Below are 20,620 nucleotides of genomic sequence, written 5' to 3' on the forward strand. Positions count from 1 at the left end.
TTCAGCGCTTCCAGGTGCATCGCCCAGAAGGACTACACGTAGTATNGGCTACGCGTGTCCGTACGCGCCCCGAACCGCACGCATTGGCGCTTGCTGGAACGGCCTTTTTCGAGGTTCCTGCGGGATTGTTCACGGCGCAGATCGGCCTGATATTCTTCATGTTTCCGCGCCTCGTCGCGCCCCATCAGATAGATCACCCAACTCCCAAACGTATGCCGGTTCAGACCATGATCCCGGCAATAGCGGGTGCGCGACACACCGCTCTGACGCCAGGCTTCAATATGTACGCTCCAATAGCTCTGGNTGTGCGGTGTTCTCAAAACGTTTCAAATCCATGTTCAGCTCCTCACCAGGAAGGGAAGGCCAAATGGAGAACTATTGCGACCCGGAATCGATGTGCAGTCATCGGACGGTTACGAGCGAACCCGGGAGGGCAAGATAAAAGAGGTGGCGCCACCCCTTGGGTAACGCCTTGTCTGCACAACAGTTTTTCGGCGCCTGTTGCACAGCGTCGAGACGCCTAGTCTTGCGTGAATCGTAGCAGCTACTGCAGTCATAGCTGGCGCCAAGGAAAATGAGCTTCGAGGAGGGCACGTTCCGAGCGGTAGACCGTCAAATCGGCCTATCAAGGAAGGGGCGATACTCCGTCGCTGATCATGAATCTTTCATCATGTCTTGGCTAGCGCGCGTATCTGACTCTTCTGCGGTTCTGTCCCAGCGAACGGCGATGCTCTCAAGAAGCGCGCTTGTTCTAGGCCATGCAGTCGAAAGGTCGCGCCACTTTCGATATTCGGTGGCAATTGCGCGCTCTTGGCCGCCGCCCTCATAAATCGACTTCATAAAGACCCCGCGCATATTGTATCTCCGTGTCGCTATGCCTCGCTCAATATCGGCCGCTGCCAGTTCTTCAACGGCGTCTCGAAGTGCTCGATGTGGCCAACCGCCGTCGGGATCAATCGGCATGTTCGCTAAGGCTTGGCCTACATAGATGTCGTAGAGTGCATTGCGTTCCGGATTTGTATTGGCGGCGCGCACTTCAGCCACCCAAGTCAGGATTGCCTGTTTGTTTGGCTGTGTTGGCTCGCCAGATTTACCTGGTGATTGCTTGAAGTCGTGGAGTACCTTGAACCCTACTTGCGCACGGCGCTTGCGTGTCTCCTTTTCTTCGTCCGACAGCTCACCAAGTGCCTCTGGCGGATAAACTAGGGCGAGAATCTCACCGTAGAATGTTCCGCTTTTCGCCATCAGCGCGTGAAGCGAAAGCGGTCGTTGACCGCGATGAAGTAAGGGGAAAACGCGGATTTCTCGGCGCACAATTTCTTCTAGTGAAAGCTTTCCATTTATGTCTAGAAATTTGAAAATTTGCTCGAGTTTGTAGCGGCCCATAACGCCGTCGAAATCCTCGCTTCTCGTATCGACGATGACATTGATGTATGCGTCCAGCAGTTGGAGTACGATGGGCGCTGTGAGTTCTTCCAACCGAGCCGACGCCGCATCCAGCGCGGCGTCGGGACGCCCCACTTCGACATACTTGCGAACAGTGCGGATCAGGTCGGCGTCGCCCGGTTGAACTCGGAATGCGCGCTTGGATTTCCAAAACGCCCTATCAAACTCCAATCCGAGGCTTTCAACGAAATCCCAAGTAACGTCAGTCTCCGGCCAAGGGAAGATCAGCCTGATACCTTGCTCTGTTGGGACCGCTTCTTCCAGAATCAGCGCTTTCAATCGCGCCGGCCAAGCGTCGGGGAACCGCAGTCGCGCGATTGATGAAACAGAGCCAGCAAACTCGACCCTCGAATCGGTAGGTTCACGCAGGGCCAGCGCGATTAGCTTCGCAAGAATGTCGAGTTCGTCAATCTCGTAGGCGGCGGCCTGACCGACCGACCAAGGCAGTTTAGACCGAGAAGCAAGATCGATCAGATGTTCTTCTGCGTCAGATTGATCAAGGATTTCTCGGGCTGCTTGGCGACGCGCGGCGAGTATCGCAGTATCGTCTGGATCGATCGCCCCAAGAATGGAGGGAAACCAGTCGTCGAACAAGTCTCCAAGTCGCGCCGTCGCATCAGAGGGAGCAAATTCTTCAACGAGGATTTGGATCTGTTCGAGATGATTGGGGGGCAGTCCCCATTCGGCAGAAGCAAACCGGCGATGACGATCCCGAAGATGAACGAGCGCGTCCCACACCGGACGACGAGCTTCGGGTGTCGCGTTAGACATGAACGCGCTGATCTGAAATACCGCCTCATCCCATGGCTCACCGCCGAGCCGTTCCAAGATTGGTACTAGCTCTGCCGTTCGAACAGCGTGCCCTCTCGCTAAGGACAATACCCGCCGCGCAAGAGCAGTGTAGAACACCGCTAGACTTTCGTGGGTCGGATCGACGGCATTGTCCTGACCCGCTTCCTTGAACCTTGGTTTTGTTGTGGGTGAAGAGATATCGTGGTCGCGGGGCAGTAAGGATACGCAGACAAGCCAGGCGATATCTGTGCTGCGCCGCTCGATGGTTTCGAGCGCTGCGAACCTTAGCTCGTCGCTAGCGAAGGTATTCGGGCTCCAAGGCAGAAGTATCTCGCGCAGGCTGTTAATCGGTCGATTTGTCATGCGGCCGCCTGGATCAATGAGGGCGAGCCGAGCTAAAATATCACAGACACGGATCAGGTGAGTCGGGTCCCAGGCCAGCGTTTCCAAAGCCCAGAGTAGCCCTGTATGACGGCTCTGGGGAAAGATCGGGCCGTCAACTTCAGCGAAAATAGGCGCGATCTTGTCACCCTCGAGCAGATGCTCGAGGGCTTCCAACAAAGGGCCGGGTGCCGCCTCCATAAGATAGGTTAGCTGGTTGCGCAGGCTGGCAAGCAACCGGTGATCCTTGTCGAGGTTTAACGCCCCGATGAGCTCATTTACCCAGACTTGGGGCGATACCCCATTCAGAGTCAGGCCGGCCGCCTTCGACAGTGCAGAAATCTGCAAAACTGTGGTGGCGATGCCGTCACGCAACCAATCGCTATAGCGAGTCGTCTGAACCTCGAGGGTCCGAATATAATCGTCCGGTTTAGGATCGGGCTCGACTTCCGAAAGAACTTGGATGGCTGCTAACCGGAATCTCTCGAGATCGCTTGATCCTAGCCGGTGAGCAACGTTGACGAAGGCGTCGACAGGCGCGCGAAGGCGCCAGACCGAGCCGTTTTGTTCGAGGGGCGGGTCCTCAGTACGTAAAAATGGGCGTAGCTCACGCTCGATGTCCTCATAGGGTCTTCCACCGAGTAATGCCAGAACGTCCCGATCCATGGTGTGTAGCGCGTCCCAGCCCACGGCCAGTAGCGGCACGATAAGTTTGTCGCCAGTAGCTTGCCAACTCGGAATGTCGGCGTGACCTGCGCCTGCATAAGTGCGGGCCAACACCGTGATCGAGCGGCCGCAGTCGCGAGCAATTTTCGCTGCCTCGTCTCGTTCTATGCCCATATCCTCAAATGCTTTAGCGAGGTCGTGAGTCGAGGGTCGGTCTAGAACCTCGGCACCTTGGTCGGGACGGTCATAGCTTCCCGCTTTCAACGTAGGTCCGTTGGCCGCCAGAAGGGCGATTGACGCCATGCCTTGACCTCGCGGGAGGAATACTCCCTGGTTGGCCGTCCGAAGTGCGCGCCCCGCCGCTTCCGAATCGACCACCAATGTTCGTGCTTCAAGATATTCCCGCGTCGTCGCGTCGGCTTTACGGATCGCGGCAACAGCAAATGCTACGACCTCCTCTGGAGAATCGGCTACGAAGGCTACGGACCCGTTTGGCTGCAAAAGTCCTTCGATCAATTTTGCGGCCTTCTTCGCACGACCGCAAAGTATGACATCTTCAGAAATCGGGGTCTTGAATCGCACAACGTATTCGTCCCAGTATTCGTCGGTAGAGCGAACCTCGGCAGGCTGGGCACCAATACTGCGAGCCCAGCGCGCGGCAACGGAAGGACAGTCCTCAAGCCAAGTGATAAGGTGCGGGCCTTCCAAAAGGCGCACGTCTTTCCACGCCTTTTCCGCTTGCTTTGCCTGTACCCAGTCGACAACTTTTACTTTCGGGTCGTCCCAAGTGAATGGAGTTACTAGAACTAGCGTCAGGTTTGCTCGATTTGATGCCGGCACCTCTGCTGTCCGTTTTTTGTAGTCCTTCGTCAGTTTGGAACCGGACGCTCCCGAGACGCCGAATTCCCAGACCGACTTGCCATCGGGCACAAAGGGGGGGGTGCCAACCGCTTCAAGCCATCCGTCGAACCCTCTGATTTGTCCTTTGCCTCTGCTTGGGAAGCGTATGTCACTGATTGTGTCGGCCGACGCACGTATCAGATCGGCCACGAGTTCCGGAATTTCAGTTCGTGCCTGAAGTGTTGAGGCCCATTTGTCGAGTTGGTCGATCGAAATCCATTTCATGAAATGCACATTATGGCGGCTGCTTAGCTCTGCATAGACTCGACTTGAGGTTGCTAACTCTGAGTACCGGGTAACTTTGGCGACTGAGGCTCCCGAGCGGCGTACGTAATGGAGATACGGTTGCACCTCATCGGCTAATGTACCGGTCAATATACTTGCAAGCAGACCCTTTGGACTTCCAAATCCATTGGTCGAAACGCCGCCCCATCCATCAATAGGGCTCAACCTCGCGTTTGCTTTGAAAAGAAGCATCTGCGCATTAATGTCGAGGTAGGCAGCTCTGGAGGGAGACAGCGAACTTGATCGACTGGCGGGGTGGTGGGCCCACAGGAAGCCTCAATGCCTGGGTAAGCCGGGAAGTGCGTTTGCATTTGCGGGCGAACCCCGCAGCTCGGAAGGCGCGTTATACGTGGGCGCATCGATTGCTGAGAGGGTTCTTCAGCATCGCGACCTTCGCGCGGTTCATAGGGTTGTATGTCTGCCTTTGCTTGCTGGTGGTTGCTGCGGAGACTTTCGCCGTCCAGTTCGGCGAGCAGGAGATTGCTCAATGGCTTCCGCCAGTCCCCTGGCCATTGTCAGATCAGGATGCATTGCTTCTCAACATTTCTGGCTATCTGATCGGCGCTCAGGTGGGGCTGTTGAGCGTCGTATCGATTTCGATCGCTCTTGTATCTTTGATAGCTCAGCGTGAGAACGCTGAGACAGACGTGAAGGTCTACTATCACGAGGCTCTGGCGTTCGAATTAGTGGCGAGCAATGTCGCGCTTCTCACAGTCCTCTGCCTGCAGCTGCTCTGGCCTTTTCAGACTGTGTTATCGCTGTTGGGCGCCTCAGCGACGCTCATCACGTTCAAGCCATTTCTTTTGGGCGTCCATCTTGTTTGGCTGACGCTGAATCTTCTGACTGTAGCGTTCTTCATCGCCACGACACTGCGATTTGTTCAGGACAAATCACGGCAGGAGATCCGCGAGCGCTATATTGTAAACATCACGCACCCAAGCGAGTTATCCGCGCGTATGAGGCGGTCAGCCTACAGGAACGCTTCCCTGTCTATTTTGCGATCGGCCAGCGAAGCAGCGGGACAGGATGACCAGGCGGCAGTGTTCTTCGGTTCCCGCTTTGACGAGCCTCAGGACGCAGTTCTGGAAGCGACATTCCACCATTCCGTCATGCTCCACGACGTGCATATGGGCATTGTGAAATGGGTGCTCCTACGTTGGAAAAATCGATCTCTTCGGACATTGCGAGACGCGGCCAGAGATGAAGGTATGGGTGGTGGTCGCAGGCCACTTATCTGGTTTCCTATTGATCTCAATTTGCCTGTACAGGGAACAACGCCAATCTGCTTTCAGCGACATGGCGCAGAGTTGACCCGGCTGGAGAAGCTTCTTTTGCGCTACGCATTTTGCTTCAGGAGGGTTCGAGATGAAGTCTGATTTTCCCGAGCCGGACGATATTTTCGAGGAGCTTGCCGAAAAAGTCGCCACCGCAATTGAGCGCGGAAAGATGGTATCCTTTAAGCGTTCCCTTGAGGAGATGGAGCGGTTTCATCAATTTCTACTGGCGTTAAATAGCGCGCGTTCAGAGGATGGTTCTCAATTCAACTACGCGCAAATATCTGGCGGCCTATGGAACGAGCCACACCGCACTTGGATCCGGCATTACCGGCGCCTGTTCGCGCTTGCCGCTGATCAGATTACGGAAAACGATGACTTCATCTCAACTCTCGCGCACGTTCCCCACCATCTTTTTTCCTTCAGTAGAACTTATGCGCGGACCCCGGAGATCACTTCTGCTGTACTTGATCTAGGACCCATGATGGTCCACCGGCTCCAAGGATGGCGGAGCAAACGCACCACTGTGCAAGTACCTTTGGGCGAAGAGGCGAAGCCGAAACTGGACCTGGCGCCCTCCGAAGCGCGTGCTTATGCCAATACACTGCCCTCGCTAATTGGGGCGTGGGAAGCACTGGTCCGCTATGCTCCGCTGATGTTTGAGTGGAACAAGCTGCGTCGTCAAAAGAAGGTGCCGGAGAGGTGGACAGCTTACGCGGAGAGTTGGCCGTTTTTCTGGGCGCATCTTACAAACACAGCTTATTGTCTTGCTGCGTGCGTGTGGAATGAAGATGAGGCAGGCGCTTCCGCTTACCTGGACGCCCTGCTGAGTTGGCGCTCGGCGTTAAAGCATGAGCTTGATGCAGAGCACTTCTACACTCCGTATCATCGCTTTCTGTATCCTACGATGTTTCGCCAGTCTTGGGGCGAGGTCGAAGGTCGAGTAGCAATCCTCGTTCCACAGAGAAGTGTGCATGTCTCTCCAGAAGCGGTATTCTCCAGCCTACTGACAAGCGCCCACAACGACGTAATTTTACTGACCGCCCAGCTATTTCTGTTCTGGACCGTCTCGCAAAAGCAGTTAACCGACATTGGTGCGCGCGTTGCCAACAGGCTCTTACTGCTAAGGCCGGCTGAACATGGAGATGAACCTCCCTCGGCCCGACCTCTCAGTCTAAGAAGCCGATTCCTGGACATGATGCGCTTTGAAGTCGCGCCGGTTCTGGAGGGTGAAACGTCCTACGCCGCTGACTTGGATCATTTCATTCAACAGCTCGACAACATGACGGAACGTCACGTTGTGCCGGGTCGCATATACACGCCTTCCACATTGCATGGGCGGGGAGGGCTAATGTCTTCTGAGATATCCATCCTCGCAGCGTCGGCGCCAATGACCGGTGACGATGGCTTGCGAGCGTACATCGCGCAGCTCTCTGCGAATGAGGCACTCTGGCCCGCTTCAGATGACTCTATTCGTAGGTTGCTAAATCATCTTCAGCGGATACTGCAATCTCTGGAAACCGGCGCTGCCGGTATAGGCGAGGGGGTGAAGTATGTCCGCAATGCCGAATACCCGGAGTCTTTGCCGGAACTGTCGAATATTTTGAAAAGCGTTGTTGAAGGCGTGGAGGCTGCTCGTCGGAGCCGCCTCAGAGAACGGGCGATAGATCAACAAAAGCTGTTGGACCTGAGCTCGCTTTTTGAACGGCGCTTGCTGGATGAGCCGCTTGATTTTCCCTTCTTTGAAGCTTTCCAGGTTGTACGCACCGAGGATTCCGGCGGTGGTACGGTCTTGGATGTTCCAATCTTAACTGTTCAAAAGGGTCAGCTCACAACACCGCTGATGGACTACGATCTCGCTGATTTCGCTCCGAGCCTGGCTCGCTCAGCTGATGATCTTCTCTGGCGTAGAGTATGGGGAAATTTTCTCCAGAAGCCACGGCAGATACATGATCTTGACGTGACAATACGGGATTTTGCGTTCTGGGAAAAAGTCTCCACACTGATCCCCCAAGTTCAGCCAAATCCGATCCTCTTGGTACCAAGCCCAACAGAGGAAAGCGTGCTGCGAAAGTCATTGTATGGACTGTCGAACCTCAGTGAGGGGATAAAGATTGAGTCCGTTCCGACAAAAAGCGCAAAGCGCAATTACATTGCAACGGTGAACGGCATCGATGTGTTCGGCGCCAGTATTCCACCAGGCGTCAGTTGGCTCTTCTCTGCAGAAATGCTGCAGCAGATCGTCTTTGAAAAGCTGCCTGAAACTAATCTGTACGCAGCTGTAAAATATGTCCCCGAAGATGAAGAAACAGGGATGCTCAGACTGCTGGCAAAGCCGAAGCTGGACTGGCGAGACACTCCAATTTTCGAGCTTAAGTTCTTGCCCTCCCAGGAAGACGCCGATTGAGTGCCAAAGAGCGTGCAGGCATAAGATGCCCTCATTACATCGGAGCCAACAATGGCAGGTTTCAGCGAGAATTGGTCTTACCCCGAAGGTCATCCCATCTCGCGTGAACGCGCCGAAGCGCTGCTGCGCGGTGGTTTGGGGGCTCACTACCTGACAATTATCCAGCAGTCGTGTGCGCCAATCTATTGGTATCGTTCTGTTGCGGGTGGCAGGGGAGGTATCATTGCCAATGGTACGATCACGTTCGTTCGTACACCTTTGCGATCATTCGGGGTTACCGCCAACCATGTCATTCAGGACTATGAGGCTTTGATTGGCTCTGAGGGTCTGGTGGCACAGATTTTCCAGGCTCGTTATGAACCCAAGGTTATCGCCCGTTCGGAGCGGCTCGATCTTATCACATTGGATATTCCTGAGCAGGTTCTGAGTGAGCTGGGCAAAAAAATCGTGCCTCTGTCCTTGCCTCGCCCTCATGATGTTCCTCAGGAGGGGCGCGGTATCCTGTTGGGAGGATATGTTGGGCAGGAGCGACGCGAAGTTAGCCCGTCAGTAGTTGAGTGGGGCATGTTGGCGCGGTCGGCGTCGCTCGTCGCGTTTCTGAAAAGCAGATTACCTGGTCGCCGGACAGAGAGCATCACATTGACGTTCTAGGCTTGCCGCAGCTCCCCCCTCACAAGGATCTCGGCGGAATCAGTGGGGGCCCATTGATTGCCTTGTTTGAGAAAGCCAATGGCCAGTTGGCTTATCACAGCCTTGGGGGCGTTATCGTAGAGGCCAACCCAGAGATAGAGAATGTTGTGGCCATCCGCAGCGAGTTCATTCGTAAGCGTCCGGCCTGACCGCCCTTGATCACTTTTTCGCCGGCCTGGCCTTTGCGAGACTTCCGAACCACAGGCGAACGGTTTGCCGGTCGATATTCTGGGGATCGAACTTCCGGCCATACCATTCGAGCATTTGATCGTGTTCTTCATGCGAAGGGTCAGAGATGGCCTCGAGGAACATCTCGAATCCATGAGGACCACCGACATCTTCAGGCGGCGTCCTATACTCCCCCTCGATGAACCGTGGCAGACGCGCGCCGGCTTCGGCTTCGAAGACATCCAGGACATCGATGCGGTGTTCCCAGTTGTCACCGAAGTCATAGGTATAGAGGAAGCTCTCACCCTTCATGCTTTTAAGCCGTGTGAGCTTTGCGATGCTGGCCTTGTGGACCTTCATTTCCGGATCGTCGTCGAACGGCATGCCGTAGCGCTTATCACCGATCTCGAACTCCCAGAGGTGATAGTCCTTCCAGAGGAAGGCGGCCTGGATCGCGTCGTGAAGGTTCTTCAACGACATCGATAGCGGAACTTCGATCTCGCGCCATGGCGCCGGATCAATGTCGTGAAGTGTGATCCGGAGGCGCGCGGCGTCAATCATGCCACGAGATTATCCCGGACGCTGCGATCGGGGAAGTTCCAGGGTGCGAGGTCTGCGACGCGGTTGATCGGATGATCGGCGATCCGTGACAGGACGTTCGTAAGCCAGGCCTGCGGATCCACAGCGTTCAGCTTTGCAGTCTCGATCAGCGTGTAGGCGATGGCCGCGTTATGTCCTCCGCCCTCGGAGCCTGCAAACATCCAGATGAGATGACCGTTTGAGAGCCATTGCGAACGCAGTTCTCCGCTGCACTCTCGCAAAAGGGGGCTTTCAAAAACAAGGAGATGGTCATCATGGATTTCGATGCGTTCGTGGGCTTGGATGTTCACAAAGATTCCATATCAATCGCGATTGCGGATCCGGCGAGATCCGGCGAAGTTCGCCGGCTTGGGCAAATCCCAAATCGACCTGATTCTATTGCCAAGTTGGTGAGACAAATCAAAGCGCGGCATTCCCGTCCTGAGTTTGTCTATGAGGCGGGCCCGTGTGGTTACGTTCTTTACCGACAAATCACCGAGCTGGGGTGTACGTGCAGAATAGTAGCGCCAAGCCGGATTCCGCGAGTGCCAGGCGAGCGGATCAAGAATGATACGAAGGACTCAGAGATGCTGGCCAGACTTCTCCGGTCTGGTGAGCTCAACTTCGTCTGGGTGCCCGATCCCGTACACGAAGCGATGCGCGACCTGGTTCGCGCTCGGCATGTGGCAGCCTGCGACGTTCGCGAAGCCCGCGGACATATCCAGATGTTTCTTCTGAAGAATGGCCTCCGGTATGAGGCCAAGTCGTGGAGTTATCGGCATCGGATTTGGCTTGCAGATCGCAGCTTTGAGCATGCGGGCCAACAAGTGGCATTTTCGAGTTTTTTGAATCGGCTGGAGCAGGCAGAGTCGCGCAAGGAGCAGCTCGACGCACAGATAAAAGAGCTGAGCGAAAGCTGGGCGCTGGCGCCAGTCGTCAACGCACTGCAGGCGTTGAAGGGCGTCGGCCTTATAGTTGCGAGCACCGTCATCGCAGAGATCGGCGATTTTGGACGGTTCGCCTCCCCGCGCCAGTTGATGGCATATCTTGGCATTGTACCAGGAGAGCATTCGAGTGGCGGCTCGATCCGCGGACGGGGCATTACGAAGTCTGGAAATGCACTTGTACGTGCATTGCTGTTCGAGGCCGCATGGAGCTATCGGACGCCGCCGAAGGTTGGACAGTGGCAGATTGTGCACCGGCCAAAAGTCGACCAGATCTACAAGGACATTGCGTGGAAAGCACAGCTCCGGCTGAACGGGCGCTACAAGCGACTGATCGCAAGGGGGAAGAAGAGCAACGTCGCGATAACTGCAGTTGCGCGTGAACTCGTCGGCTTCATATGGGACATCGCCCGGCGAGTGCCGGTTAAAGGATAAGCGCATACTTTCATTGAATCATTCTTCTGTAGCGGTCAGGGCGCGATGCATCTGGTCAGGAAGAACCCTCGAGCAAGAATTGTGGCGGGCTCGTCCCATGCCAGCCTCCAGATCGAGATAGCTTCCGGACGTATCTTGCATAATGGGGTATCGATCCCCGGATAAGAGTTTGAGCGACCACCGAAATCGCGTCGCGCCCTGTCTTCTGCAGACGGATGAAAAGTAGCCAGCGCCGTGGCCGCGCAATTATAGTTTTTTGTGCGCTAGTTTGACAACGGTCATAAGAGTTCTTACGGCCTATGGCGAGGCCGCGCATACCGCGCTCGGCTGCATTGTTGTCGATCTCGAGATGCCCGTTCGAGAGATAGACTTCGAGCCGCGGCAGGCGCGTCAGGGCGTAGCGGATGGCCTTGGCCAGATCCGACTTGCCGGAGATCTTCGGCAGCTCTGATTGCAGCCAGCGGATGAGGTCGTCGAACACTGGCCTCGCCTTTGCCTGGCGGGCTGCAGCGCGCTGGTCGGGTGGCTGGCCTCGGATCTCTGCCTCGACCGCATAGAGCGCGGCGATACGGGTGAGCGCTTCGGCAGCGATCGGCGTGCCCTTCGACTGGGCCTCTTCGAAGAACTTGCGCCGGATATGGGCGAGGCAGGCGACTTCCGAGATCGTGCCAGACCGGTAGAGTTCTTCGAACCCGGCATAGCCATCAGCATGCATGAACCCGGTATAGCCCTTGAGTTGCTCGGCCGGGCGGATGCCCTTCCTGTCCATGCTGAACCTGTAGAACGCCGCTGGCGGCGCATCCGATCCCCAGGGTCGCTCGTCGCGGGCATAGACCCAGACGCGGCCTGTCTTTGTCTTGCCGTGACCCGGCGAGAGGACATCGACGGGTGTGTCGTCAGCATGGAGCGCAGTGCCGGCGCGGACGTGCGCGCCGATCGCATCAGCAAGAGGCTCCAGCAGGGTAGCGGCCTTGCCGACCCAATCGGCCATCGTGGAGCGTTCCAGATCGATCCCCTCGCGGGCATAGATCTCGCTCTGGCGGTAGAGCGGCAGGTGGTCGGCATACTTGGAGACGAGCACATGCGCGAGGAGGCCGGGACCGGGGCGTCCGCGTTCGATCGGGCGCGAGGGGAGCGGTGCCTGGTGGAACCGTTCGCAGCAGCTGCAGGCCATACGTGGACGGATAAAGCGGTTCACGACGAACCGGCCGGGAACGTACTCCAGCTCTTCGGTCACGTCCTCGCCGACACGCTTCAGCTTGCCGCCGCAATCACCACAGACGTCCCCAAGTTCAAGGATCTGCTCAGTCCTTGGCAGGTGACCCGGGAGCGGCCGGCGAACCGGCTTGTCCTTGGGTGCAGGCTCAGGCTCGGAGGCCAGGAGACTGGCGCTGTGGGTGATCTCGAGGTCCTCCAGCATCAGCTGGAGTTGTTCGAGGCCTTCCGCTGAAGATCCGAACCGGTCACGAAGTTGCTTGTCGAGGCGTGCCTTCAGCTTCTCAATCAGCAGCTGGTGATGGCGAAGCTGTGCATCCTGGCGGGCAATGACGGCGCCTTGCGCGGCGATCATCGCCTTCAGCGCCTCGATGTCATCGGGAAGATCAGCCACATCCGACATGGAAAGGAATCTACCCCGCTTTGCGCTGCCGGTGAATCCGGAAAATCGCGCTACCCCGTCGTCAGGGGCCTCCAGGTCGCTCTCGTGATCCGCCAGTCGATGCCCTCAAGCAGCATCGAGAGCTGGGCCTGGCTGAGATGCACCTTGCCGTTCTTTGCGGCGGGCCAGACAAACCGGCCGCGTTCGAGGCGCTTCGAGAACAAGCAGGCGCCCTGCATGTCCCACCAGATCACCTTCACGAGGTCACCGCGCCGGCCACGGAACACGAACAGATGTCCGGAGAAGGGATCTTCCGCGAGCACCTTCTCGGCCAGGACAGCGAGGCTGCCCCAGCCCTTGCGCATGTCCGTCACGCCGGCCGACAGCCAGACCTTGGTCGAGGCCGGAACCGGGATCATCGCTCAAGCCCGCGGACAAGCTCGCAGATACCCCTGATATCGAGGCCGCCTTCTATGCGCACCTTGCAGCCGCCCGGTGTCGTGATCTCGGCGCGGAGTTCTGCCGGCGCAGGAACTGCCGGGCGTGAGACCCTTAACGGCGGCGGATCCAGGTCCGCCGTGATCGTAACGGGCAGGAAATCGACACCAAGGTCCGGTGCAGAGGAAAAGCGAGGATCGCGCAGCCACTTGAACACCATGTTGGCGTTCACGTCGTAGCGCCGGGCGACCTGCGCAACTGACACGCCTGGCACCCGGGTCTGCGCAATGATCTGGATCTTCTCCGCGTCGGCCCAAAAACGACGTATCCGCTTGCCCGGCATCGATCGACCTGTCCTGGTGTCCACTATCGATAGTGGACACCATCGCCCTCTATCGAGCACACCAGCATCAATGGATGAGAAACGGCCGCAAGGTCAGTCAGGCCGGACGCTTACGTTCATTCGTCAAGACGGTACCTTGCGGCATTGCTAACCGGGATACTTCTGCGCGGGAATATCCGGCTGCCTTAGATCAGTTGGAGCAGGGGCCATGTTCCTCGGCCAGCGAGTAGGACGTGCTTCGCCCGCCACCAGCGTCCTTGCGGAGAATGCCGAGCATGAGAAGGTGATCAATGTCACGGCCAGCGGTGGGCTGGGAAGACTTTGTGATCTTCGCCCATTTCGATGAGGTCAGCTTGCCTTCAAATCGGTTGAGGAGCTTGTTGAGCATCAGCTTCTGGCGCGCATTGAGATCAGCGTCGGCGTGCCTCTTCCAGAACTCCGCCCTGCGCAGGACTGAGGCGAGGATTGTCTCTGCACCAACGAATGCATGGTCGAGGCAGTCGAGGAACCAGACGAGCCAGTCGGTGATGTCTAGATCACCTTTCTGCGTATGTTCGAGGATGTCGTAATAGGCGTTGCGCTCATTCCGGATCTGCGCCGACATGGAATAGAAGCGGTTTGCACTTTCTTCCGAGCGGGCGAGGCTCATATCCGCAATTGCGCGCGCAATCCTTCCATTCCCGTCAGCGAACGGGTGGATTGTCACGAACCAGAGATGCGCAAGCGCGGCCTTGAGCACACCGTCAATTTCCGTGTCCGCATTGTACCACTTCAGGAACGCTTTCATTTCCTGGGGCAGGCGGCCTGCCTCCGGCGCTTCGAAATGCACCCGTTCCCTGCCGATCGGCCCTGAGACAACCTGCATGGCGCCATCGGAATCATCACGCCAGTTCGCAACGATGATCCGCCTCATACCGCTGCGGCCTGTCGGGAAGAGGGCGGCGTGCCATCCCAGCAGCCGCTCTTCATCGAGTGGTTTGGTATAATTCTGGGTCGCATCGAGCATCATCTCGACCACGCCTTCGACATCCCGGTCGGCCGGCGTGAGCGCGCCGATCTCGATACCAAGTCGGCGGGCAAGGGAGGAGCGAACCTGGTCAGGGTCGAGCTTCTCGCCTTCGATTTCGCTTGTTTTCAGGACATCTTCGGTGAGCGTGCGCAGGACCGCTTCGCTGCGCAGGGTGAGGCCGAGCGCTTCCATACGCCCGATCAGCTTGCCCTGACGTAGCCGGAGGCTTGCTAGCTGCTTGGTTATAAGCCCCTCATTCCATCGGAACTCCGGCCAGTCGTCGCTTGCGTGGATGTACATTAATCTGCTCACTTCCTGAGTAGATTGTAGCGCAATCTGATGAGAATAGCCAGTATATTCTTATCATTATATGATGAGAATAAGGGGGTTATTCTGTTCAAAGGCCTGAATGAGCCCCCTCAAAGGACACCCTTGTCTATAAATATGAGGACAATGTGGCCCAGGATGTCTTCATATTTATAGACAAAGCCTCACCCCAACTTCCGGTCCCGTGCCATGCGGACGATCGTGTCGGGGGAGAGGTGGGTGTAGCGCTTCAGCATTTTCCAGTCCTTATGGCCCGTGACGAGCGCAACCTGTTCGATCTGCAGGCCGGCTTCGAAGAGGCGGCTCGTGCCCTCGTGGCGCAGGTCATGGAAGTGGAGGTCCTCAATCCCGAGTTCCACGCAGGCCCTCCGGAACGCGGTTCCGATGGAGCGGGGGTTGTAGGGGAATATGCGCCCCGTATTCGTCGTGCTCCGGCGTTGCGCCATCAGGATGTCCCAGGCATCATAGCCCGTGAGATCTACGAGCGGGACGCGCTGGTCATTGCCGTCCTTGTGCCGGGGGTCCTTCCGGTCACGGACAGTGACCGTCCGGCGGCGTTCATCGACATCAGGCCATTCGATCGAGCAGATCTCGGACTGACGCATGGCGGTTGCCACCGCAAAGGTGACAAGACGTGCCATCGGCGACTTCTGTCGGGAGTTGCCTTCGAAGTAGGCGAGGAGTTGGTCCAGCTCCTCCTGTGTCGGGCGGCGGTCACGCTCCTGCGCCTTGCCGACCAGGCCGAGGCGTTTCAGGGCGACCCGCGCAAGGTCGACCTGCTCTGGGCTGACCGGGAGGCCGTGAACGGCCGAGGCATGCACGAGAATGGTTTTGATGTAGGAAATGTCGGCTGAGATGGTGGGTGGGCCAGCGCCGTCGGCCCGGCGTTCCCGCGCGAACTGGATGATCCGTTCACGGTCGAGTACTTCAAGCCGGACATGGCCGAGCCTGGCCTTGAGCTTTTCGAGAGAATAGGTCTTCGACCTACGCAGCGCCTTGCCGACCTCCAGCATGTCGGAGATATGAAGGTCTATGAGATGGGAGAAGGTCGAGAGGTCATCCGGGATGTTCTTCGAGACACTTTCGCCCCGGTCGACCCGTCGTTCCATTTTGAGCGCCCACTCTTCGGCGTCCTTCCTCCGGACGAAGCATTGAGAGACATAGCGACCCTTACGTCGCACCTGTGCCCGCCATTGCCCCTTCGGCATCCTGTAAATCGTCGACATTTGTGTGCGCTCCGTGTGCACAGAGGGGTCAAATCAGGTACAAACGTGTGCAAATTGGTGCACACAAACTGCACACGTTCTCTCTTTAGTCCCTTGATTGTATATAAAAAATGTCGAAAAAACAAGACTATAGATTTTCTGTCGCTCCGATGATGGATTGGACCGACCGGCATTGCCGGGCGTTCCATCGCACGCTGACAAAACGCGCGATCTTGTGGACGGAGATGGTGACGGCGGACGCCGTGATCCACGGGCAGAGAGAGCGTCTGATTGGCTATAGCGCGGTGGAACATCCCCTGGTGTTGCAGCTGGGCGGATCGGAGCCGGGCAAGCTTGCCGAAGCCGCGCGGATTGCCGAGGGCTTTGGCTATGACGAGGTGAACCTCAATTGCGGCTGTCCGTCCGAACGCGTGCAATCGGGCGCTTTTGGCGCTTGCCTCATGGCTGAACCGGATCTGGTGGCCGAGTGTGTGGTGGCGATGCGGGGGGCGGTATCTATCCCGGTGACGGTGAAAAACCGCATCGCAATTGATGATTTGCCGGCCCGCGAGACGCTGTTTACCTTTGTGGACAAGGTTTCGGCGGCGGGATGCTCCGTGTTCACCGTACACGCGCGCAAAGCCTGGCTGAAAGGGCTGAGCCCGAAGGAGAACCGGGAAGTGCCGCCGCTGGACTATGGCCTGGTGGCGGAGCTGAAAGCAGCCCGGCCAGATCTTGCCATCATCCTCAATGGCGGCATTTCGACGATTGATCAGTGCCGGGACCATGTCGCCGGGTTTGACGGTGTCATGCTCGGCCGGGCTGCCTATCAGACGCCGGGGCTTTTGGGAGAGGTGGATGCGGCCCTCTTCGGTGAAGGCGAGGTCATCGCGCCGGGCGACGCTGTGCGCGCCTATGAGCCCTATATCGCCGCGCGCCTTGCCGAGGGCGTCAGCCTGCATGCTATGACCCGGCACATGCTCGGCCTGTTTACCGGCCAGCCGGGCGCGCGTCAGTGGCGGCGCATTCTGTCCGAGCAGGGTGTGAAGAAGGGGGCGGGGCTCGATGTCCTGCGCGCAGCGCTCGGCGCGGTTGAGGGCGCTGCGCTGGCAGGCTAAATTCGCTCCTTCTCTGTTCGCGGGCCCCTGTTAACCTTCTGCTAAGTTGGGAGAAGGGGCGCGGGATGGTCTGCTCGGTTGCAATCTTTGCATTCGAGGGCATCGAGAGCCTCCGGGACGCGGCGGGCGCCCTGCTTCTCTCGGATGCGGCGAAAGAGCGGCTGACGGCGCGCGGCTATACCCGCGTTCTGAAAGTCGCGCGCACCCTTGCCGATCTGGATGGGGCAGATGGCATACGCCGCGTACACCTCGCCAAAACGCTCAGCTACCGGCGGCGCCCTGGCGCAGAAACCTCCCAGCCGGGCGCCGCCGCGCCCGCCCGGTAGATTGCGAAGAGCGGCGCCGGTTAAGCCTCTGCTTAAGGCTTTCGGCTAGGTTACCGGCCCATGACCCAGGATTCCAACCGCCCCGGCGGCGCCGAGACGCCCGAACAGACCTTCCTCGCGACCGCGAGCCATGAAATCCGCACGCCGCTCAATGGTATCCTGGGCACGGTTTCCCTGCTGCTGGAAACAGAGCTTTCCCCAGCACAACGCGAATATGCCGAGACAATCCGGCTTTCCGGCGCGCGGCTGCTCGACCTCCTGAACAATGTGCTCGATTATGCGCGCCTGGACGCTTCGGCCGTCGAGATCGAGGCGGAGGCGTTCTGCCCCGCGCGGCTTTGCGGGGAGGTGATCGAACTGCTCAGCCCCCGCGCCCATGCAGCGGGGCTGGATCTGGCTGTGCGGTCTCTGCCCTCACCGATGCCGGGATTTCTGGGCGATGCCGGCCGCATCCGGCAGATCCTGTTCAATCTCGTCGGTAATGCGCTGAAATTCACCACGCGCGGCGCGGTGCTAGTGGATGCCGAGATCGTGCCGGAAGGGCTCGCCTTTCATATCCGCGACACCGGACCGGGCATTTCGCCCGCCGATCAGGCGCGCCTGTTCGAAGCGTTCCGCCAGACCGCCGCGGGGGATGCTTACCGCGATGGCGGCGTTGGGCTGGGACTGGCCATCGTCAAACGGCTGACAGATCTGCTGGGCGGGCGCGTTGAAGTCGCCTCCGCCCTGGGGGAGGGCGCGCGGTTCAGCGTCTTCCTACCATTGCAGCGCTCCGGGGCGGCGCCGGCAGAGCCCCTGCCGATGATCGGCGGCAGGATCGGTCTGGCCGGGCTGCCGCCGGCGACCAGCCTGGCGCTCTGCGCCAGCCTGTCTGCAATGGGCGCGGATGTCTTCCTGGTCGATACGGGCGCGGCGCAGATACCGGAGGGGATTGATGTCCTGCTCGTTGGGGCTGACCTGCCCGAGGGCGTGGTTGCAGCCCTCGCGCGGCGCACCGCTTCTCTGGTTGTTCTGCGCCCGGAGGATCGCGGGGCCATAGCCCGTTTCCGTGCCCTGGGCTGCGTAGGCTGGCTCGTCCGGCCGCTGCGCATGGGATCTGTGGCCGAACGCATCCTGCTGGCGCGCTCCGGCGCCGATGCGGTTGAGGAGCAGGAAGCGGTCGCCGGGGCCGGCCGCGTGCTGATCGCAGATGACAATCCTGTAAACGCGCTGATTGCGCGCCGTGCCTTGGAATCGGCCGGATTTACCGTAACAGTTGCGGCAACAGGCAGCGAAGCGCTGGAAGCTGCCGCAAGGATGGAGCCGGATTTGGTGCTGATGGATCTACGGATGCCGGTAATGGATGGGTTCGAGGCGATGCGCCGCCTGCGGGCCGAAGGATTTCCCGCGCCGATCATCGCCGTCTCCGCTGAAATCAATCCCGACATCGAGCGCCGGGCGCGGGATGCGGGCGCCGATGGTGTGGCCGCCAAGCCGCTCGACGCCGAGGCGCTGCGCCAGCTGGCACTGCGCTGGACAGGCCGCTCCAGCGCCGTTGCGGGGGCGGCATGACAGAGGCGGTGCAGGCCGCAGAGGCCGACAAGACGCCGCGCTTCATCCGCGCGCTGCGGGCGCTGAACGACCGGCGCATGGCGGCGATGCTGCTCCTGTCGCTGGCCGCAGGCCTGCCCTTCGGGGCGGTACTCGGTACGCTGAATGCCTGGCTCACGGTGGAAGGTGTCACCCCCTCGACCATTGGCACGCTTTCCCTTATCACGCTCGGCTACGCGTTCAAATATCTCTGGTCGCCGGCCTTTCAGGTAGCGCGCCATCCCAAGCCTTTCCTGGGGCCCCGGCGCACCTGGCTGATTTCGCTGCAGGTGCCGATTGCGGTTCTGCTGCTGATCCTTCCCTTTTCCAATCCGGCCAGCCAGATCGGGCTGATCGCCATTGTCGCCCTCGGCGTGGCGCTGCTGTCGGCCACGCACGATACGGTGCTCGATGCCTGGCGCATCGAAGTGGCACGCAGCGAGGAAGACAAGGATCTGATGGCCGCGCTCTACCAGTTCGGCTATCGGGCGTCCACGTTTGTCACGGGGTTCATGGCGCTGCTGCTGGCCGAATTCATCGGCTGGCAGATGGTGTACGGATTGATCGCGCTGATGATGGTTCTGGCCATTTCAGGCACGTTCATCGCGCCCGAACCGGAAATGTCCAGCAAACCTGCAGAGGCGCGCGAGAGCTATCAGTCCATCATTCCGCTGCAAGCCCTGCGCGGTTTCACGCTGGCGGTGGCCATCGGCTGGGCCGTCGCGATTGCCATGATTGCCTGGCATGTCTTCGCCTCGCTAACGCAGGTGCCTCCGCCCAGTGGCAGCGCCTTTGTGCGCGAGCAGGGGCCGGTGATCGTGCTGCTGACGGTGATGCTGCCGGCCGCGCTGGCCGCCGTGCTGCTCTGGAAATATGGCCGCACGCCGGGCGCCACCTTGCCGAACCGGCCAGAGGATGGACAGGCCGCGCGCGTGCTGAATTCTCTCTTCCGCGCGATCTTTGATCCGCTGATGGAAATGATCGGGCGTCTCGGCTGGGGCGCGCTGCTGGTGCTGCTTCTGGCGCTGACCTACCGGTTCGCTGATGCCGTCTGGGGCGCGTTTGCCTATCCCTTCTATCTCGGCGACGAGTATGGCGCGATTGGCCACACGATGGCGGATGTGGCCGTGGCGTCAAAATTCTTCGGAGTGCTGATGACCATGGCAGGCGCCGCGATTGGTGTGGTGGTGATCAGCCTGATCGGCCGGATGCCGGTTCTGGTGATCGGCGCCATCTTGGCGGCCGCCACCAATCTCCTCTTCGCAGACCTTGCGCGCGGAGGCATGGCGATTGACGCCTTCCTGGAATGGACGCGGCTTGCCGATCCGATCCGGATGTTCGCCGGCTGGGCAGCCTCGATTTCTCCGGAAGGGCAGGGCGCTGAGGCTGGCGCCCGCATGGCGCGGCTGATGCTGGCCATCGGCGGCGAAAACATCGCGGGTGGTTTTGCCAGTGTTGCCGTCGTGGCCTATCTCACCTCGGTCGTGAACCCGCGCTTTGCCGCTGTGCAATATGCGCTGCTCGGCTCGCTCACCATGCTGATCGGCACGCTGGGGCGGCCCTGGCTGGGTGAGATGATCGAGGTTCACGGATATTATACCGTGTTCATCGTAACCTTCTGGCTTGGCGGAGTGGCGGTTGTCCTTTCCCTGCTGGAATGGCTGCGCATCGCCAGACAGAAAACTCCGGCCACGCAGGACGCAGCCGGAGCCTGAAGGTCT

At 58.9% G+C, this 20,620-nt stretch carries 15 protein-coding genes and 1 pseudogene; 8 read left to right on the forward strand and 8 right to left on the reverse strand.

What is annotated here, in order from left to right:
* Positions 1-654: 654 nt before the first annotated feature.
* Positions 655-4,410, reverse strand: a complete 3,756-nt coding sequence (locus BBF93_RS00310; RefSeq protein WP_114104658.1) for a hypothetical protein — start codon at positions 4,408-4,410, stop codon at positions 655-657.
* A gap of 299 nt (positions 4,411-4,709) precedes the next feature.
* Between BBF93_RS00310 and BBF93_RS00315 the strand changes: the two genes are divergently transcribed.
* Genes BBF93_RS00315 through BBF93_RS19415 form a run of 3 tightly spaced genes read left to right on the forward strand, consistent with a single transcriptional unit; the run spans position 4,710 to position 8,802 of the window.
* Positions 4,710-5,846, forward strand: coding sequence for a hypothetical protein (locus BBF93_RS00315; RefSeq protein ID WP_162786348.1), 1,137 nt, complete (start codon positions 4,710-4,712; stop codon positions 5,844-5,846).
* The gene (locus BBF93_RS00320) at positions 5,836-8,151 is read left to right on the forward strand and encodes a hypothetical protein (protein ID WP_114104660.1); all 2,316 of its coding nucleotides are present in this window, start codon (positions 5,836-5,838) and stop codon (positions 8,149-8,151) included. Before BBF93_RS00315 ends, BBF93_RS00320 begins: the two co-directional genes overlap by 11 nt.
* 51 nt (positions 8,152-8,202) lie before the next feature.
* The gene (locus BBF93_RS19415; RefSeq protein ID WP_162786349.1) at positions 8,203-8,802 is read left to right on the forward strand and encodes a hypothetical protein; all 600 of its coding nucleotides are present in this window, start codon (positions 8,203-8,205) and stop codon (positions 8,800-8,802) included.
* Between the two features lie 198 nt (positions 8,803-9,000).
* Here the strand turns inward: BBF93_RS19415 and BBF93_RS00335 are convergent, their stop codons facing one another.
* A complete protein-coding gene (locus BBF93_RS00335; protein ID WP_114104663.1) occupies positions 9,001-9,570 on the reverse strand; it encodes a plasmid pRiA4b ORF-3 family protein in 570 nt (189 codons plus the stop codon).
* Positions 9,567-9,785, reverse strand: a pseudogene (locus tag BBF93_RS00340) (transposase domain-containing protein); the annotation flags it as partial. The pseudogene BBF93_RS00340 and the gene BBF93_RS00335, both read right to left, overlap by 4 nt.
* A 69-nt stretch (positions 9,786-9,854) precedes the next feature.
* On the opposite strand from BBF93_RS00340, the gene BBF93_RS00345 reads away from it, so the two are divergent.
* On the forward strand, positions 9,855-10,967 hold the full coding sequence (locus tag BBF93_RS00345; RefSeq protein WP_162786350.1) for an IS110 family transposase: 1,113 nt from the start codon (positions 9,855-9,857) through the stop codon (positions 10,965-10,967).
* A 55-nt stretch (positions 10,968-11,022) separates the two neighbouring features.
* On the opposite strand, the gene BBF93_RS00350 is transcribed toward BBF93_RS00345, so the two are convergent.
* The 5 genes from BBF93_RS00350 to BBF93_RS00370 form a co-directional block, all read right to left on the reverse strand.
* Positions 11,023-12,585, reverse strand: coding sequence for an IS66 family transposase (locus BBF93_RS00350; protein WP_114104664.1), 1,563 nt, complete (start codon positions 12,583-12,585; stop codon positions 11,023-11,025).
* Positions 12,586-12,635: 50 nt separating this feature from the next.
* Positions 12,636-12,983 (reverse strand): IS66 family insertion sequence element accessory protein TnpB, encoded by a 348-nt coding sequence (tnpB, locus tag BBF93_RS00355; protein ID WP_114104665.1) that lies wholly within the window; start codon positions 12,981-12,983, stop codon positions 12,636-12,638.
* On the reverse strand, positions 12,980-13,345 hold the full coding sequence (locus tag BBF93_RS19420; protein WP_162786351.1) for a transposase: 366 nt from the start codon (positions 13,343-13,345) through the stop codon (positions 12,980-12,982). Before BBF93_RS19420 ends, tnpB begins: the two co-directional genes overlap by 4 nt.
* 190 nt (positions 13,346-13,535) lie before the next feature.
* A complete protein-coding gene (locus BBF93_RS00365) occupies positions 13,536-14,654 on the reverse strand; it encodes a Fic family protein (RefSeq protein ID WP_114104666.1) in 1,119 nt (372 codons plus the stop codon).
* Between the two features lie 191 nt (positions 14,655-14,845).
* Positions 14,846-15,907, reverse strand: coding sequence for a site-specific integrase (locus BBF93_RS00370; RefSeq protein WP_114104667.1), 1,062 nt, complete (start codon positions 15,905-15,907; stop codon positions 14,846-14,848).
* A 110-nt stretch (positions 15,908-16,017) separates the two neighbouring features.
* Here BBF93_RS00370 and dusA point away from each other — a divergent pair, with 110 nt between their 5' ends.
* The 4 genes from dusA (at position 16,018) to BBF93_RS00390 (ending at position 20,614) form a co-directional block, all read left to right on the forward strand.
* A complete protein-coding gene (dusA, locus tag BBF93_RS00375) occupies positions 16,018-17,004 on the forward strand; it encodes a tRNA dihydrouridine(20/20a) synthase DusA (RefSeq protein WP_114104668.1) in 987 nt (328 codons plus the stop codon).
* Between the two features lie 65 nt (positions 17,005-17,069).
* A complete protein-coding gene (locus tag BBF93_RS00380) occupies positions 17,070-17,330 on the forward strand; it encodes a hypothetical protein (RefSeq protein ID WP_114104669.1) in 261 nt (86 codons plus the stop codon).
* Between the two features lie 60 nt (positions 17,331-17,390).
* Positions 17,391-18,881, forward strand: coding sequence for an ATP-binding protein (locus BBF93_RS00385; protein ID WP_114104670.1), 1,491 nt, complete (start codon positions 17,391-17,393; stop codon positions 18,879-18,881).
* A complete protein-coding gene (locus BBF93_RS00390; RefSeq protein ID WP_114104671.1) occupies positions 18,878-20,614 on the forward strand; it encodes a beta-lactamase induction signal transducer in 1,737 nt (578 codons plus the stop codon). The genes BBF93_RS00385 and BBF93_RS00390 overlap by 4 nt, the downstream gene beginning before the upstream one ends.
* Positions 20,615-20,620: the final 6 nt, after the last annotated feature.

It is taken from the genome of Hyphomonas sp. CACIAM 19H1, from assembly GCF_003325995.1.
Classification (GTDB): Bacteria; Pseudomonadota; Alphaproteobacteria; order Caulobacterales; family Hyphomonadaceae; genus Hyphomonas; species Hyphomonas polymorpha.

Bases quoted from the DNA above. Each gene is read 5' to 3' on its own strand.
- BBF93_RS00310 (WP_114104658.1), bottom strand. From the start codon at position 4,410: ATGAAATGGATTTCGATCGACCAACTCGACAAATGGGCCTCAACACTT.
- BBF93_RS00320 (WP_114104660.1), top strand. From the start codon at position 5,836: ATGAAGTCTGATTTTCCCGAGCCGGACGATATTTTCGAGGAGCTTGCC.
- BBF93_RS19415 (WP_162786349.1), top strand. From the start codon at position 8,203: ATGGCAGGTTTCAGCGAGAATTGGTCTTACCCCGAAGGTCATCCCATC.
- BBF93_RS00335 (WP_114104663.1), bottom strand. From the start codon at position 9,570: ATGATTGACGCCGCGCGCCTCCGGATCACACTTCACGACATTGATCCG.
- BBF93_RS00345 (WP_162786350.1), top strand. From the start codon at position 9,855: ATGGTCATCATGGATTTCGATGCGTTCGTGGGCTTGGATGTTCACAAA.
- BBF93_RS00350 (WP_114104664.1), bottom strand. From the start codon at position 12,585: ATGTCGGATGTGGCTGATCTTCCCGATGACATCGAGGCGCTGAAGGCG.
- tnpB (WP_114104665.1), bottom strand. From the start codon at position 12,983: ATGATCCCGGTTCCGGCCTCGACCAAGGTCTGGCTGTCGGCCGGCGTG.
- BBF93_RS19420 (WP_162786351.1), bottom strand. From the start codon at position 13,345: ATGCCGGGCAAGCGGATACGTCGTTTTTGGGCCGACGCGGAGAAGATC.
- BBF93_RS00365 (WP_114104666.1), bottom strand. From the start codon at position 14,654: ATGTACATCCACGCAAGCGACGACTGGCCGGAGTTCCGATGGAATGAG.
- BBF93_RS00370 (WP_114104667.1), bottom strand. From the start codon at position 15,907: ATGTCGACGATTTACAGGATGCCGAAGGGGCAATGGCGGGCACAGGTG.
- dusA (WP_114104668.1), top strand. From the start codon at position 16,018: ATGTCGAAAAAACAAGACTATAGATTTTCTGTCGCTCCGATGATGGAT.
- BBF93_RS00380 (WP_114104669.1), top strand. From the start codon at position 17,070: ATGGTCTGCTCGGTTGCAATCTTTGCATTCGAGGGCATCGAGAGCCTC.
- BBF93_RS00385 (WP_114104670.1), top strand. From the start codon at position 17,391: ATGACCCAGGATTCCAACCGCCCCGGCGGCGCCGAGACGCCCGAACAG.
- BBF93_RS00390 (WP_114104671.1), top strand. From the start codon at position 18,878: ATGACAGAGGCGGTGCAGGCCGCAGAGGCCGACAAGACGCCGCGCTTC.